This window comes from Burkholderia sp. BE17 (genome assembly GCF_009362305.1).
GTDB lineage: Bacteria > Pseudomonadota > Gammaproteobacteria > Burkholderiales > Burkholderiaceae > Burkholderia > Burkholderia pyrrocinia_C.
This window is the reverse complement of the sequence record NZ_WHNU01000044.1, coordinates 26,089-42,086: the sequence shown is the minus strand read 5'-3', so window position 1 is coordinate 42,086 and position 15,998 is coordinate 26,089. Positions and strand designations below refer to the sequence as shown.

The following is a 15,998-nucleotide window of genomic DNA, read 5'->3' as shown; positions in this document are numbered from 1 at the left end:
CGTTTCATGTCGTTCTCCTCTTCATGTACCGCTGTTCACCCGACACGAGTTCGAATGAGGCGTCGCCGCCCGCAGCCGTCAGGCCGCGGCCCGGACTTTGATCGGGTGCATCGCCGCGTGTGTGGCGCTCGCGGCCACCGGAAGCGCCTGCATCGGCATGGCCCTGCCGACTCGCCGAAACCTGAACGGTAACGTCGCCGCCGTGGCGCGCACCGAGATCCTGACGCAGGCTTTCGCCAATCGCCTGCAACTGGTACACGACATCGGCATGAGTGGCAGACAGGTGAACGGCAATGCCGTTGGCATTCTGGCGCACGTCGATGCGTACCGATCCATTCAAATGTGGATCGAGTCGGATCACTGCCTGGCGCATGCCCTGAGCCGCCTGCATGCTGAGACGGTCGCCCAGCGCATCGATCAGTTTCTGCTGCGACTCCGTCGGTACAAGCGATGCTGTTGCCGCTTCTGCCGCTAGGCCGGCCGGTGTCGCGCCGACGCGCGCCATCCCGTCCGGCGTGACGACGGACAGCCCTACCGGCCCGATGGCTTCCTGCGTATCAGCGTGCGGCACGACCGCCAATTCGATGGTGCCGCGCTCGGGCAGGTCCGCAGGAGTTACCGGCTGCCCCGCGGCACGCGCTTGCGCCAGCACCGGAACAGCGCTCGATTGCGTTTGCATCGCTACGACGACATCCGATGTGCCGCTCGCCGCATCATCCGGTGCGGCTACGCCGCCTGCACGCATTTCCAGTACCTGCATCAGCCACGGCGCGGCCATCGCGCCATCCTGCAACGACGCCATCACGCCGACCGACGGCTCGACTTCCAGCGCACGTGCCAGTGCCGCCCACATATCCGGATCCGGATCCGGGACCGAGTCCGCCGTGGCGCCAGTGCTTTCGGACAGCGTAGCGCCGTCCGCCAACAGGCGCTCAAAGTCACCCGGTAATACAGGCTGTGGCACGCCTGGCCCCGCAGCCAACACGGCGTTGCAGCCCGGTGCGGCTGCAGGGGTAAAATAAGCGACTGTCGGCAACCTCGTCATCATTGCGTGCCCCCTTGAGCGGCATAGGCCGCCCAGCCTGCGCGGCGATCGTTGAGATCGTTCATTGCCTCGATCAGCCGCTCGGATTCAATTTTCAGCAACGAAATAGCGGCGCCGTGCGCGATCGTCAGCCGTCTCAGTGCGTCCAACTCGACGATGCTCAACGCCTGCCCGGTCGCCATGCCGCTCACGACATCATGCACTTCAAGGCTCAAACGCCCCAGTGCGTTGAAATCGCGCTTCAGAATCGCTTGCCGTACGCGCGTCGCGAGTCGCAACACATAGTCGGTCTGGTCCATGGCTATCATCCAAATCGTTGATCGACGCCTTCCCAAGCGGCCCGCAGTGTGCGAATCAGCTCCGAGACTTCATCGATGAGGAACGGATCGAGCGCGAGCCCCGCTTTATTCAGGCGCACCGTGCAGTACTCGTATAGCCGGGCAAGATCGACGACGATGCCGTTGCCGCCCTCGAAGTCGAGTGCGCTGGTCAGGCCATGCAGCATGCCGATGCACTTGTTCAGGCTATTGCCCTTTTCTTCGTAGCGCCCGGCTTCGATATGCGCCCGCGCGCGCGCCATCTCGTCGAGCAGGCCGTCCATCAACACGATCACCAGACGCACAGGTGACGCGCTTGCCGTCTGGCTCGCCAAGCTGGCTGCCTGGTAATCGCCATAACCGTGTTGCGTCGTCATTGCTTGTTCCCGCCAAAGAGGCCGTCGAGCAATTGCATCGTGGATTTCATCTGCCGCTCCAGTTCCGCCGCGCGCGTGAACTGCGTCAGATATCGCTTATAGACCTGGTTGTATTGATCTTCGAGCGAGCTTTCCTTTTTCTTCAACGATTGCTCAACAAGCTTGACGGAGTCCTGGCGGTGCTTGACCTGACCGTCGACGGACGACGTCCACGTCTTCAGATAGGCATCCATCCGTGCGACGATGCCCTTCTCACCGTCGGCGAACAGAGTGCCGAGGCCGTTGGGATTCTTGGCCAGCGCAGTTCCCAGCTTGCCTGTATCGAGCGACAGCTTGCCTGCACGATCCGCCGAGATGCCATAGTCCAGCATCCGCGCCTCGCCCACGGCACCGCGTAACAGGTCGTTCATCCTCCGCTGCAGGTTGCGCACACCGGCGTCGCCGACGAATGGCCCTGCCTTCGACGGATCGTCGGGGTTGACCTTCGTCAACTCGGCCAGCACGTCCATCACTTTGTTATAAGCATCGACAAACGCCTGCACGGCATCGGCCGTGCCGCCCTTGTCAAGACTGATATCGAGCAGCAACGGCGGCTCGCCGTCGGCCATCTTATGCGTGAACGTGACGGACACGCCCTGAATGCCGGTAAAAGTGTTGGTGTCCTGCTTGATCTCGATGCCATCCTTGCCGCCGAGCTTGAAGATGGCATCGCGCGCCACCGACAGTTCGTCGGGTTTACCCGACAACGCGGCGGCCAGCGCGACGTCGCCGATGCCGCCGATGTCGATGGAAATAGCGCCAGCCTCGCCGGTCTTGCCAGAGGTCAACACGAGGCGCTGCTCGCCTTCGATCGTGACGATCGACGCGGACACCTTGCCCTCATTGCCCGAGGCCTGATTGATGGCGCGGGCCAGCTCGGCCGGCGACACGTTTCCGCTGGCGTCGGCTTTGGCAGCGGAAAGGTCCACCTTGAACGATTCGCCACCCTCTAGCGCGATCCCGAGCGTGCCGGCACCCTTGGCACCATATGACTGGAGGCCCTTGTAAGCCACCTGATGCGCCGACGCTAGCTGCTCGACGAAGAACGCATAGCTCCCCGGCTGCGCGCTGGCACCCACCGTGGCTTTTCCCTGCGCCGGATTCGACAGCAAGGCCGTCTGTTTGACGATGCTGCCTGCGCCGGACAGGCCCTGCAGCGCGGCCTGGAACGAACTCAACGCGCCTTGCAACCGAGTGAGCGCGGCCTTGGCGGTTTCGTTGCTGGTTTTCTGGTTTTTCAAGTACTGCAGCGCGTTCGTCATATACTTATCGGTATATGCTCTGGCGTGTGCAACTGGGTCTTCAATACTGGCGAACATGGTGCTCCTCGTTTGGTCAGGATGAGTGTGATATCGCACGCCGCTGCGACAGCCGCATGCGCAGCCATGCCTGGGACGCCTGTTGATCTTCGCGTTTGCGATCACGGACGCGCAGCTCGGCTTCGAGCACACCGACCTTTTTGCGGCGGACCACTTCGATCTGCTTGTGCCGCAGGCGGGCGAGCTGCAAATCCGCGCGCAGCGATGTGACCAATGCCTCGTGCCTTGTCAACTCGCGTTCGTGCTGGTGGATCAGATCGACCATCGCCGAACGGTAACGCGCGTCGTTCATTGCCTGCTGCGGATGCACTGGCGCGCCGGTGCCCACGCTTTGCATCAGCGCGGTCATCTGCGAGAGGTGGTGGCGATAGCGCACGCATTCCGCGTCGCGCGCGGCGACGTCAACGCTCAGCCGATCCACTTCCTTCGCGCGCAATGCGACGAGTTTCGACAGTCCGGTCACAACACGCTGGATGCTCATGCGGCGATCTCCATCAGGGTGTCGAATGTCGCCGGGCGCGACGCGACTTCGTCCTGCGACTGACACAGGAAGGCTTCGATCCGGTCGTGCATCTGCACGGCGTGATCGGTGGCGAGATCCGCGCCGGCTACGTAGCCTCCCAGCGGGATCAGGTCGCGAACATTGGCGTGACGGGACATCATTTGCTTTATCTTGCGCACCGCATCGATCTGCTCGCGCGGCACCACCAGCGACATGCAGCGGCTGACCGAGCGCAACACGTCGATCGCCGGGAAATGTCCCTGCGAGGCCAGATCGCGCGATAGCATGATGTGGCCGTCGAGAATCGCGCGTGCGGTGTCGACCACCGGATCCTGTTCGTCGTCACCTTCGGCCAGTACGGTGTAGATGGCGCTCATGCTGCCCGCCCCTTCGCCGTTGCCGGCGCGCTCCACCAGGCGCGGCAGCATGCTGAACACCGAAGGCGGATAACCACGCGTAGCGGGCGGCTCGCCCAGCGCCAACGCGAGCTCGCGCTGCGCCATCGCATAGCGCGTGAGGGAGTCGATCAACAACAGCACATGGCTACCGGCATCGCGAAAATGCGTGGCAATGGCGTGACACAGCTCGGTCGCCATCAGGCGCATCAGCGGGGATTCATCCGCCGGCGCAACCACGACGATGGCCTTGGACATGCCTTTGGGGCCGAGCGAGTGCTCGATGAATTCGCGCACCTCGCGGCTGCGCTCGCCGATCAGGCCCACTACCACCACGTCGGCGGCAGCCTGGCGTGTAATCATGCCGAGCAGCACGCTCTTGCCAACGCCGCTCCCCGCAAATAGGCCCACACGCTGCCCGCGGCCCAACGTGAGCATGCCGTCGATAGCGCGCACACCCACGTCCATCACACCTTCCACCGGCTGCTTGCGCAGCGGGTTCACATGCGGCGGCTCCAGATCGAGCACCGCGTCACCGGTGAGCGGGCCGCGTCCGTCGATCGGTTCGCCAAGGCCATCGACGACACGACCGCGCCACGCCGGGCCGATCGACAGGGTGCATGCGCCGTCGTCAGCAAACACGCGTGCCCCAGCGGCCAAGCCCTCGGCGGACCGGAATGGCATCAGATACGACACGCCTTCCCGGAAACCAACCACGCGTGCGTCGATCCAGCCGCCCGATGCGGTTTCGATACACGCAAGCTGACCGGTTTCGAATGCATAGCCGGTCACTTCGAGCAACAGGCCCGAAACGGCGGACAGGCGCCCTACCGGTCTCGCGACGGGTACGTCGCCGAGGTCGAGCTTGCCGAGTGCGGATTCACTCATGCGGCTACGCCTTCCGCGTGCTCGGTATCCACGTGCGCGAGCTGCGCCGCAATCCGTTCGATGCAGGCGGCAAGACGCTGGCCGCAGCCCGCGTCCATTTCCACGTCGTCGGCCTGCACGCGGCATTCGCCGGGCTCCAGCCGATCGTCCGGCACCAGCCGCCAGCCGCGTGCGCGCTCGGGCGCCACTTCGGCAATGCGCGCGTAATCGACCGGATTCAACCGCACGCTGACGGACTCGGGAGTCTTCGCCAGCGTGTCGACGGCTTCGTCGACAAACGCGAGGATTCGTTCGGGGCGGGCTTCGAGTTCTGCGCGCACGACCTGGCGTGCAACGTTGCCGACGAGCGCAGCCACTTCGTCGCGCACCTTGGCCCGATACGCTTGCTGCGCACGCTGGAAGCCGGCGGCCAGCGCGTCGATCGGTGCGGCCAGCGCATCGAGCCCGGCGCGCACGTCCCGTCGCGCGCCGTCGGCGCCGGCACGCTCGCCGGCGGCAAATCCGTCGGCGTGGCCGGCGTCGTAACCGGCTTGTCGCGCTTCGTCGAGCAGCTCTTCAGCCAGCGGCGCATGCAGTTGCGTGGCGAACAGGCCGACCTCGTCGGGCGCTGCGCACGCGTCGCGCTGCTCGCTGGCCGCGCGCACACGCGCCAGCGGCGGAAACGCATGGCGTCGGTATGTCTTCATCGAAGCACTTCCTCCGCTACGAGTTGCAGTTCGATATCACCGTCGTCGGCCAGTCCACGGACGATGTCCATGATTTCGCGACGGGCCGCCTCGACCTTGCTGGCAGGTGCGGGTTCCGTTCTGTGCAGCATATCCTCGAAGGCCTGCACTGCACGGCGCGGCATCGAGCGCAGCAACGCATCGCACACGGCCGGGTCGGCACCCTTGAGCGCCACGCCCCACAGCTCCGTGTCGACGTGCTCGAGGATGACGGCGATCGCCTCGTCGCCCTGTCTCGCGATCACGGCGAAGTCGTAGATGAGGTTCTCCACCGCAGCTACCAGGTCCGGATCGCGTGCGCGCAGCAGCTCCACCATGCGGGCACGGTCACCCGGCAGGCGGTTGATGATGTCGGCGGCCTGACGCACACCTTCCACGGTGGTGCTCTGCATGCCGAGGTTGGCGATGCAACCGTCTACGACGTCTTCCAGGTCGCGCAGCAAGTCGTAGTCGATTTCGGTCAGGCGAGCGATGTCGAGCAGCACTTGCTCGCGCTGCGCTTCCGGCAGAGACTGAATCACCGAACTCGCTTGCTCAGGCGGCAGGAATACCAGGAACATGGCCTGCATGCGTACGTGCTCGTCGCGCAGGCGGTCCGCCAGCCATTGCGGCTGCGCCCACTGCAAGCGCGCCATTTTCGGACCAATCACGTCACCGTAGATCTTATTAAGCACGCTGTTAGCCACCACGCCGCCCAGCGCCATATCCAGCGAGCGCTGCAGAAACGAGCGCGACGCGCCCCGCACGCTGCTCTGCGCGCGGAAATTCGCGAAGAAGCGCTCGACGGTGCGCTGCACGGCATCCACCTTGACACCCTGCATGCGCGACATCACCCGCGTGACGCCCAGCAACTCCTCACGCGAAAGGCAGCGCAGCACGCCCGCCGCAGCCTCCTCACCCATGCTGAGCAGGATGATGGCGGCACGCTCCACCGCACTGAGATTCAGGGCTGGAGTGCTTGCCGGCGCGGCAGCATCCACGGTTGCGGGTACGTCAATTGGTGTGCTCATCGTCTCGAATCCAGGGTTTAATGACTTCGGCAACCCGTTCAGGGTCCTGGCCGGCCAGATGCTTCAGATGTTCGATCAACACGTCCACGTCGGAGCCTATCGGCGGGAGGTTCGCATCGGCCAGCAGCAGCGGCTGTGTGTCGGCATCGCGGGAGATGACGGGCACATTGCCCCCCGAATCGCCGGACGCGGCGTTCGCGGTATGCGCCCTCGGGTCACGCCCGCCGCTGGCCCAGGTGCGCAGCACCTTGAGTAGCGGGCGGAAGACGAACAGAAACCCGAGCAGCGCACCCAATGCCCATACCACCCAGGTGCCGATCGTCACGATGTTGTCGGGCTGCCTCCACCACGCCAACGATGCGGCCACCGGTGTGCTGCGGAAGTCCAGCGACGACACCACCAGCGCATCGTCACGGTCGGCATCAATGCCTAGGCCATTGCGCAGGATCTTGTCGACTTGCGCGAGTTGATCCGGCGCCCAGGCTTTGCCGTCGCCCGGCGCGGTAGCGTTGTTCAGAACCACGGCTACGTTCAGGCGCTTCACGCGTACGGGACTGCGCTTGATCTGCACGACGTTGCGGTCGTAGGCGTATTGGCGCGTCTGCGCGTTTTTGGCCGAGTGCGGTGCTTCCGGCGCGCTGGCGGCCGACGGCGGTGCCGGGCGGTTCGACAGCGAACCCGGCACGCCCAGGGCGGCCTGTCCAATGTCCCTCTCGTCGCGGATCGCTTCCTGCGTGACCTTGGGAGCCTCGCCGTATTGTTCGTGGGTTTCTTCCACACGATCGTGATCGAGCTCAACGGCAACGCTCGCGCGAAAATTTCCCTCACCCAACACCGGCGTGAGCAACTCGCGAATATTGCGCAGCGTCTGCTCGCGCATCTGCTCGCCCAGCTCACTGTCGAGCGCGGAGGCACCCAACACCGGCTCGATCTGAGCCGATAGATATTTGCCCGCCTGGTCGACCACGGTCACGCGAGCCGGATCCAGGTTGGCCACGCTACCTGCCACCAGAGCGACGATCGCGGTAACCTGTTCCTTGCTCAGCTTGCGATTGGGCTTGAGCGTGAGCACCACAGACGCCGAACTCTTGTCACCATCGGCCAGGATGAACGACGTCGACTTGGCAATCGACAGATGCACGCGCGCCGATGCCACCGGGTCGAGCGCCACCATGCTCTTCGTCAGCTCGCCTTCCAGGCCGCGGCGAAAGCGAACGTCCTGCACGAACTGGCTCACGCCCAGCGGGTCGCTCCTGTCCACTTGCTCCAGCCCTTCAGGGAGCTTGGCGACCACGCCTTTGGCGGCCAGCAGCATGCGCGCAACGCCCAGCTTCTGCTCGGGCACCAACACCTGACCACTGTCGGGGTGAATGCGATACGGAATGCCTTCGGCGTCCAGCGCGGCCATCATGTCGGAGACCGTCACGGACTCCTGGGTACCGAACAACGGCTTGTAGCGCGAGTCCTGGCGATACATCAGCATCATGGCCAGCGCGGTCAGGCTGATCGCCAGGATGACGATCGGCACCAGTCTGGACAGCGCGGCGGAAGACGGCAACCGGAAACCTCCTTCGGGCTTGAGTCGCGCGATGAGAGCCTTGATTTGAGCTAGCACGTTGGCGGCCCTCGTCAAACCGGCATCTTGATGACGTCGTCAAAGGCGAGCATGGCCTTGTTGCGCACCTGGGTCATCATCCTGAAAGACAGGTCCGCCTGCTGGCTGGCGAGCATTGCGCCCACGAGGTCGTCGCTGGCACCAGTTTCCACGGCGGCAACGAACTCGTCGGCATGGTGTTGTTGCGCATCCGTGTCGCGCACAGCTTGCTTGAGCAGATCGATGAAGCCGCCCGCGATATCGGCGGAAGCGGCTGCGGGTCGAGGGTCATCGTTGATGCGGTTGACGGACTGGCGAATCGAATCGAGCATCGCGCTCGAAAGGTCGATATTCATGGCGGCTTTCATGTCAGATTGGCTATGGGAACGGATTTTGGGACGTCGATCGAAGTCGAGCGAGAATGTTCAACGGAACATTGATCGGCCCGATAGCGACGGCCTGCCCTTGCCGTTCATCCTCCGCAAGGCGGCAAACGGGACGACACAGCAAACGCGCCGGGCGCAAACAGGAACGGCTTGGCCCGTGGGTACCACGCCGCTTCGGAGAGCAGAGCTGTCAATTCCGTGCCGCGCTCACGGTCGAGGGCACGGCGGGCAGCTCAGGTGTGCTACAGGTTTCGCGCAACACCCCGACGCGACAATCACGCGCAGTCGCTGCCGCTACTGCCACCATCACCGGGCAAATTACACGCGGTAGCCTCCAGCGACCCGCCCCATCTCTCCTCGGCCGAGATGCGCGGAAGGATCAGCGCAATCACGGTGCCGCCCCCAAGCGTGCTGCGCACGACGGCCCTGCCGCCGTGCCTTTCGATCACTGCCTTGACGAAGGGCAACCCCAATCCGACGCCCGCGCTGCCATCGGCCTTGGGCTCGGCCTGGAAGAACGGCTCGAACAAGCGGCGCACCGTCTCGTCGGTCATGCCGATGCCATCATCAGTCACGCTCAGCACCAGCTCACCATCGTCAGCCTCGCCGATGGCGAGCGACACCACCGCCCCCGACGACGAATACTTGATTGCGTTGTCCACCACATTGACAACCGCGCGCATTAGCATGTCGGCATTACCGGCGACGAGTGTGTCCTCCACCAAGACCACTGGCTCGCACAAAACGACCCCCTTTTGCTCGGCGGCGAGCCAGTTCTGGTCGATCGCCTCTTCCGCCACCTCGCTCAACGCCACGGGCTCGAAGTCAACGCGGCCGAGCCGTTCGGCGCGACTCAACTGCATGAAGTCCTTGGCGATACGCAACGAATACGAAGCCTGCCGGCGTAGATCGCTCAGGAAAGCGCCGTCCGACTGCGCGAGCGAATCGTCACCCGCGGACGCCCCCTGGCGGTCGATCAACGACAGGATGGCCGTCAGCGGACTGCGGAGGTCATGAGCGATATGGCGCAGCATCCGCTCGTCGTGCGAGAAAAGCTCCTTCACACCACCGAAGTCGATCACGCAAACCAGGTGGGCCGTCTGTGTGGTGCCGCCGGGGGTAATTTCACTGTCCGGCCCGCTCGACAGTACCGCGCACCTCAGCATGTGGACGCGGCCTTCCCACTCGATTTCGCGACTGATATCGCCTCCCGTGCGCACGCTCTCGGCCACGAGCCGCTCGACTTGCACGAATGGCAATCGGGAGGCAGCCGGCTGATCGGCTGCGTCCATGCCCGTCAACGCAGCGGCCTTCGCGTTCCACACCGCAACGTGACCGTCCATCGCCAGAAAGACGGGATATGGCAACTGGTTGATCACGTCGACGTACAACTTTTGCCAGCTGCGCACCTGCAGCAACGCTGCCTTGATATTGGCCAACTCGCCGGACGAACAGGCAGGCGCGGCCACTTCTGCTGCGTGCTCCGGCGAGTGAAGCGCTGCCGCAATTGCCCACCATTCGTGCAACTCGCCGCGCAACATTGACAGAATGCGCGCGTGCCGCTCCCATGCGAAAAAACCGTAGATCATCAGGCAGACGACCGGCAGCAGCCCGAGCGGCAACCAGATGTGGAATACCAGCATGACCAACGGCACCGCAAAAATCAGCACGCCCCAGGCAAGCACGGCCAGATGCAAGGCCCGCCCTGGCACAAGCACGCAGATCAGCACGACGCCGAGCGCAAGCGCTAGATAGATCGGCAACGCGACAGCAAACGACGCCTCGCGCGCGAGATTGCCGGAAGCCACGGCGTCGGCGATGAGCGCATCGAGTTGCGAACGCGTGACTTCGAGCGAATTGAGCGACGAGATCTGGAACATCCCTTCGCCGCCCCAGGCCTGGTTGCCGACGAACACCACCTTCCCGTCGAACGCATCCTTGGGTACACGCTGCTGCAGCACGTCACTATACGAATATTGCGTCAGGTGCATCGATGTCGGCAGCATCGTCATCACCGCCTCCGTGCGTGCGCCCCGGATCGACTGCGCATATGGCCGCACGAATTCGGCGACCGGCAACGGCGGCTCGATACCGGCCACCCGCAGCGCGTCGAGTGCGACGTGCGCATACCGGGTGCCCGCCAATACACTGTATGGCACGAACCCGCTCACCACGCCGTAGTGACCCGTCGTGATGATCCGCTGGCTGCACGCGGCCGCCATCGAACTCAACGCCAACGGCAGCAGCACGCCAGGACAGCCCGCCGTGTCCACTGCAGTGTTTGGCTCGACCAGTACCGTGCGCGGACACGCCCGCATGCCAGCCTGCAGACTCGAATAATCGAGTCCCGGCAGCATAGCCAGATCGAGCGTGACGCTGCGCGCCTTGCCAAGCGCGCCGAGCAGTTTCGCCAGGCACCCGCCCATGCTATGCGGGCCCATCCGCGCGACCGCCCCTTCATCAAGGTTGACGACGACCACCTGCCGCGTCGAAGGATGCGCAACTACCCGCGCCATCGTGTCGAACAGCACGCGATCGAGCGCGCCTGATACCACGCCACTGCCAGGATGACCGCTGAAAGCGGCCAGCGCCAGCATCACGAGAACCACAAGGCCCCGCCACGGGCCAATCGATATCAGGCGGAAGATGAGTGCACGCATAGGGCTACGGGGTTGCAGCGCAGTCAGTCGAGGTCGTTGTCGGCGGCATCCGCCATGTGCTCGAGGCGATAGCCGTAGCGATACACACTCGATATTCTGAGCCCGTTCGGCCGCAGGCGAAGCCAGTTGCGCGCCCGCGTGATGTAGGTCGCTAGCGTACCGACATGCGACGTATCCGCCTGCCCCCAAACATGCTTGAGCAGCGCCTCTCGACTCACCACACGTCCGGCGTGGGTAAACAGGTACAGCGCAATGGAGAATTCACGCTCGGGCAGCACGATCTGTTCACCGTCAGGCAATGTTGCCGTGCGCGCGGTTTCGTCCAGCACGTAGCCGGAATATTCGATCTGCTGTTTTCGCTGCGTCTGAGGGTAGTATTTGCGCAACTGTGCGACAACTCGCGCGATCAGCATGCGCTCGTTGATAGGCTTGACCAGATAGTCGTCTGCACCGCTGGCCAAGCCATGCAGGATATCGCGCTCATCGTCATGCTGCGTGAGCAGCACCATGGGAATCAGGTAGTTGACGCGCTTACGCGTGCCGATCAGCACGTCAATGCCGGTCATGCCGGGTACATCCCAATCGAGCAACAGCATATCGACCCGCTCTTGACTGATGCGATCGATAAAGCGCTTGCCGTCGTGCTCGACGATGGTGTCGTACCCCGCACCCTCAAGCCAGTGCCGGACGACTCGCGCATGCGCAACGTTGTCTTCGAGGAGCGCAATGCGCCGCTTTTCTGCATCGGTTGGAGAGACTGTCGACATGATCGTGGGAGGTTTGGAATGAATTGGGGAGGCACCCATCGTCACATCCCGCTCATATACGAGATCGAACGGAATTCGTGGAGGCCAACGAGTTGAGCTGCGATTTGCTTCAGATAGAAGGACCGGCGGAACTCGAAGCCGCCCGAGCACCTTGCGGCCATGTCGGCGGCGCAGCCAAAGCGCAATCGCCCGGTGCTCCATCAGTAGCCCGTGCGCACACATTACGCGGTAGCTGCGAGCGACCTTGAGCGACACCAGTCCAACCCAATGCGTCCATTGCGCAACATGCGTCAAATCCGACGACAGCCATAGCCCGGCAAATTGCCGACGACCCGATGGATTGCGTCAATCACGCCAGCATCATCGCCGAAAAAATAGGGAACCCGAGGTGCGCACAACGAGGCCCTTGACGGAAACAAGCCCCTTTTGAACAAGCGGCACGACTCTCAATGCGAAACAGAAGTATGAGCGACATCGATAGCACCCAATATCAGATAACTCTTATTTTTCGGGTGCTGCCACATTACAGAGGAGCTAGGCCAATCGCAGAAAAATCACAAGCGAAGAACGATGGAGTTGCAGGAATAACTGGCCTAGCACGCCGCCTTTTTTACCCCACCCGCACGATCCGATTTAACGCCGACGTACCGGCTGCCGTTTTGAGCAGACGTTGCCGCCTGACGAGCAGTCGGCAACGGATTCGCCTCAACCCAACCAAGACTCAAGGAACACGTACGATGCTGAGCCTGCACACCAATGCCGCCGCCATGAATATCCAGAAGGCCATCGGCAACACCAGCAGCAACCTGAATACCACGATGACCCGCATGGGCACCGGCCTGCGAATCAACTCCGCCAAGGACGACGCCGCTGGCCTGCAGATCGCCGTGCGCCTGAAAGCGCAAACCCAAGGCATGCAAATGGCCATGCAGAACACCCAGAACGCTTCGTCGATGCTCCAGACGGCCGGCGGCGCAATGCAAGAAGTCACCAACATCCTGTACCGCATGAAAGATCTGGCCACGCAGGCCGCCGATGGCTCGTCCTCCGACGACGACAAGACGGCCATGCAGGCCGAGTATGATGCGCTGGGCAAGGAGCTGTCGAACATCATGGGCAACACGGCGTACGGCGGTGTCAAGCTCCTGAAGAAGGGGGATGATAAGGGCGACGGCGGCGGCAAGCTGACCAAGGAAGTCATCTTCCAGATTGGCGCCAGCAAGGAGGAAACGATGACGGTCGATTTCTCCAAGAATCTCACATTCACGGAGACCCAGTTCGAGGCCCTGTCGGCAGTTTACAAGGACCCGACGGCCGCAAATGGCACGGAACTTACCAAAACCGCCAACGCCACGATCGATCTGATCAACAATGCAATCGACGGCGTGGGCGCGCTGCGCTCGGCCATCGGTGCAGCCGAAAACCGCCTCGATCATACCCATCAAAACCTGGAGAACATGGCGACGAGCACGACTGACGCCCACGGCCGCATCATGGACGCCGACATGGCATCGGAATCCGCCAAGCTGAGCTCGCAGCAAGTGCTGATGCAAGCCGGCATGGCCATGCTCAAGCAATCCAACAGCATGAACCAGATGGTCCTGTCGCTGGTCCAGTAAGCACTACTTCGCAATACGCTGGAACCCAGAACCGGTCCGCCACGAGCGGACCGGTTTTTTTGCGTATTCAAAATCTGTACAACCTTCTCCGCCCCGTGACGCCCCCCACCCACAATGGCGCCAACTCTTTTTCGAAACGGAACCACGAACGTGTCGGCACTTTCCCCCTCCTCCCGCAGCGTCCGAGCCTCATCGCTGGCGGTGCTCGATCCGTGCACGTTGGGGCGTCCGTACCATTTGCTCGACGAGGTGCTGCAAGATATCAAGCGCAAAATCGACTACTCCTTTCACGAACGCTTCAACCTGCGCCGCGGCACGAGCTTCGTTACCTCTCACTTCTCCATTGCGGCGATCCGGTCACGCGACGCCTCCGGCTGGCACACCTACACGTGCAACCAAGGCCAAATTGCTGTGCGCTGCGACCGCAAGCTGCTGCTGGCGCTACTGGCCAGCCATTACGACACACCGCTCGACGAAGTGACGCTGAACGCTCCGGGCCCCGAAACAGGGGCTGAACGTCGCTTTGCCGCGCAACAACACACCGCACTGCTGGCCGCGTTTGCCACCGCAATGATCGGCGACCAGGCGGAACCCTTTTCCCCCTGCGCGGCCAGCATGCCTGGCCCGGGTGTCCGCATCCTGCGCATGACCGTATCGGACCACCTGCACAACCTCGCGGGCAACATCGAGTTCGCGCTGGACGATATGTGGCTCGGCCACTTATTCGCACGCCTCGATGCACAGCACCAGCGCCCGGCGCCGGACAGCCGGCCGGCCACCGCGTGCATCCCCGTCACACTGTCAGTGCGCTTGCTGACCAAGGACATGCGACTGGACGACCTGCTGCGCATGAGCCCCGGTGACGTGTTGCCCGTGCGCCTGCCCGACACCGCCGACGTGCTCGTCGACGACGTCCGCCTCTACCGCGCGGCGCTGGCCGAACAGCAAGGCGCGCTGTGGATCACCTCTTTCGAACCTGTGGAGTAACCCTGACATGACCTCGACCACCGACCTCGATCTCTCCGCGCTAGACGATCTGAGCTTGGGCGACGAGCCCCAAACCGTCACCGAAACTGCTTCTCCACGCGATCCGCTGCGCATGCTGCGTCGTATTCCCGTGCGCCTGACGCTGGAAGTGGGCGAAGCCACCGTGCCACTGGCCGATCTGCTGTCGTACGAAGCCGGCTCGACGGTGGAGCTCAATCGCTTGGCCGGCGAGCCGCTAGTCATCAAGGTAAACGGCACGCCAGTCGGTTCGGCCGAAGTGGTCGTGTCCGGCGAGCACTACGGCCTGCGCATCGTCGAACTCGACGACCTCAACGCCCTAACGACATGAAAAGCCGCGCCCTCCTCCGTCACCTCGGCCTGGCCCTAGCCGCTGTCGCCGTGCCCGCTCTCGTGCAAGCCGACACGTTGACGCTCGCATCCGAGGGCGCCGGTGGCCAGGGCTTCACCGTCAAGACTCAGATCCTCGTCCTGATGACGCTGCTCGGGCTGCTGCCCGCGCTGCTGATGACAATGACGAGCTTCCTCCGCTATGTGATCGTGCTGTCATTGCTCAAGCAGGCACTGGGACTGCAGCAAGGGCTGCCCGGCCGCATCGTCACCGGCGTCGCGCTAGTGCTGACGATGCTGACGATGCGCCCGGTCGGCGAGGAGATCTGGCAGAAGGCTTTCATGCCCTACGACCAGGGCAAGATCGGCATGCAGGTCGCGCTCACGACGGCCGAACAACCGCTGGGGCGCTACATGCTTGCGCAAACCAACAAAGCCACGCTCGCACAGATGGCCAGGCTCTCCGGCACCGAACAGATCACCGAGCCCGAGAAGCAGCCGTTCCTGGTGAAGCTGTCGGCCTTCGTGCTCAGCGAGCTGAAGACTGCGTTCCAGGTGGGCGCCATGCTGTTCATCCCGTTCCTGATCGTCGACATCATCGTCGCGTCCGTGCTGATGGCAATGGGGATGATGATGCTGTCGCCACTGGTCATCTCGCTGCCGCTCAAGCTGTTGCTGTTCGTGCTGGTGGACGGATGGTCGCTTACCGTCAACACCCTCATTACCAGCATAAAGGCCTACTGATGTTGACTCCCGACCTCGCCGCCAGCTTCGCCGTCGACGCGCTGCGCCTCGTGCTCGTCATCATCCTGGTGCTGATTACGCCGGGTCTGATCACCGGTGTGCTGGTGGCCGTGTTCCAGGCCGCCACGCAAATCAACGAGCAGACGATGAGCTTCCTGCCGCGCTTGGTCACCACGCTCGTCGCACTCGCGTTGGCCGGCCCGTGGATGACCAACCGTGTGATGCATTACACGGTCGAGATCTTCGGCCGCGCTGCACAACTGGCCGGATGACGCG

The 15,998-nt window shown here is 63.3% G+C and carries 17 protein-coding genes; 5 read left to right on the top strand and 12 right to left on the bottom strand.

The window, feature by feature from the left end; genetic code table 11:
• Positions 1-4: 4 nt before the first annotated feature.
• The 12 genes from GD429_RS31545 to GD429_RS31490 all read right to left on the bottom strand — a co-directional run bounded on the left by GD429_RS31545 (position 5) and on the right by GD429_RS31490 (position 12,279).
• Entirely contained in the window at positions 5-853 is an 849-nt protein-coding gene (locus GD429_RS31545) for a flagellar hook-length control protein FliK (protein ID WP_193727246.1), read from the bottom strand.
• 191 nt (positions 854-1,044) lie between these two features.
• A complete protein-coding gene (locus GD429_RS31540; RefSeq protein ID WP_152862997.1) occupies positions 1,045-1,344 on the bottom strand; it encodes a hypothetical protein in 300 nt (99 codons plus the stop codon).
• 5 nt (positions 1,345-1,349) lie between these two features.
• Positions 1,350-1,739 carry a flagellar export chaperone FliS gene (gene fliS, locus GD429_RS31535; RefSeq protein ID WP_152862995.1) on the bottom strand — a complete coding sequence of 130 codons (390 nt, stop codon included), beginning with the start codon at positions 1,737-1,739 and terminating at the stop codon, positions 1,350-1,352.
• Positions 1,736-3,040, bottom strand: a complete 1,305-nt coding sequence (fliD, locus tag GD429_RS31530; RefSeq protein WP_193727245.1) for a flagellar filament capping protein FliD — start codon at positions 3,038-3,040, stop codon at positions 1,736-1,738. The genes fliS and fliD overlap by 4 nt, the downstream gene beginning before the upstream one ends.
• A 73-nt stretch (positions 3,041-3,113) precedes the next feature.
• Positions 3,114-3,578, bottom strand: a complete 465-nt coding sequence (locus GD429_RS31525; RefSeq protein ID WP_152862991.1) for a hypothetical protein — start codon at positions 3,576-3,578, stop codon at positions 3,114-3,116.
• Positions 3,575-4,882, bottom strand: coding sequence for a FliI/YscN family ATPase (locus tag GD429_RS31520; RefSeq protein WP_152862989.1), 1,308 nt, complete (start codon positions 4,880-4,882; stop codon positions 3,575-3,577). The genes GD429_RS31525 and GD429_RS31520 overlap by 4 nt, the downstream gene beginning before the upstream one ends.
• Entirely contained in the window at positions 4,879-5,568 is a 690-nt protein-coding gene (locus GD429_RS31515; RefSeq protein ID WP_152862987.1) for a FliH/SctL family protein, read from the bottom strand. Before GD429_RS31515 ends, GD429_RS31520 begins: the two co-directional genes overlap by 4 nt.
• Positions 5,565-6,617: a FliG C-terminal domain-containing protein gene (locus tag GD429_RS31510; RefSeq protein WP_152862985.1), complete on the bottom strand. Its 1,053-nt coding sequence runs from the start codon at positions 6,615-6,617 to the stop codon at positions 5,565-5,567. The genes GD429_RS31515 and GD429_RS31510 overlap by 4 nt, the downstream gene beginning before the upstream one ends.
• A complete protein-coding gene (fliF, locus tag GD429_RS31505) occupies positions 6,601-8,232 on the bottom strand; it encodes a flagellar basal-body MS-ring/collar protein FliF (RefSeq protein ID WP_321575027.1) in 1,632 nt (543 codons plus the stop codon). The genes GD429_RS31510 and fliF overlap by 17 nt, the downstream gene beginning before the upstream one ends.
• 14 nt (positions 8,233-8,246) lie before the next feature.
• Positions 8,247-8,567, bottom strand: a complete 321-nt coding sequence (fliE, locus tag GD429_RS31500) for a flagellar hook-basal body complex protein FliE (protein ID WP_227791797.1) — start codon at positions 8,565-8,567, stop codon at positions 8,247-8,249.
• A gap of 305 nt (positions 8,568-8,872) precedes the next feature.
• Complete coding sequence (locus tag GD429_RS31495) at positions 8,873-11,257, bottom strand: ATP-binding protein (protein ID WP_152862981.1); 2,385 nt, start codon at positions 11,255-11,257, stop codon at positions 8,873-8,875.
• Positions 11,258-11,280: 23 nt separating this feature from the next.
• Positions 11,281-12,279 (bottom strand): response regulator transcription factor, encoded by a 999-nt coding sequence (locus GD429_RS31490; protein ID WP_321575026.1) that lies wholly within the window; start codon positions 12,277-12,279, stop codon positions 11,281-11,283.
• Positions 12,280-12,761: 482 nt separating this feature from the next.
• Between GD429_RS31490 and GD429_RS31485 the strand changes: the two genes are divergently transcribed.
• From GD429_RS31485 to GD429_RS31465, 5 genes are all read left to right on the top strand, one after another.
• Positions 12,762-13,643, top strand: a complete 882-nt coding sequence (locus tag GD429_RS31485) for a flagellin (RefSeq protein WP_152862979.1) — start codon at positions 12,762-12,764, stop codon at positions 13,641-13,643.
• A 150-nt stretch (positions 13,644-13,793) separates the two neighbouring features.
• Complete coding sequence (locus tag GD429_RS41905; protein WP_193727244.1) at positions 13,794-14,630, top strand: flagellar motor switch protein FliM; 837 nt, start codon at positions 13,794-13,796, stop codon at positions 14,628-14,630.
• 7 nt (positions 14,631-14,637) lie between these two features.
• Entirely contained in the window at positions 14,638-14,979 is a 342-nt protein-coding gene (locus GD429_RS31475) for a flagellar motor switch protein FliN (RefSeq protein WP_152862976.1), read from the top strand.
• The gene (gene fliP, locus GD429_RS31470) at positions 14,976-15,722 is read left to right on the top strand and encodes a flagellar type III secretion system pore protein FliP (protein ID WP_152862974.1); all 747 of its coding nucleotides are present in this window, start codon (positions 14,976-14,978) and stop codon (positions 15,720-15,722) included. The genes GD429_RS31475 and fliP overlap by 4 nt, the downstream gene beginning before the upstream one ends.
• On the top strand, positions 15,722-15,994 hold the full coding sequence (locus GD429_RS31465; RefSeq protein WP_152862972.1) for a flagellar biosynthetic protein FliQ: 273 nt from the start codon (positions 15,722-15,724) through the stop codon (positions 15,992-15,994). Before fliP ends, GD429_RS31465 begins: the two co-directional genes overlap by 1 nt.
• Positions 15,995-15,998: the final 4 nt, after the last annotated feature.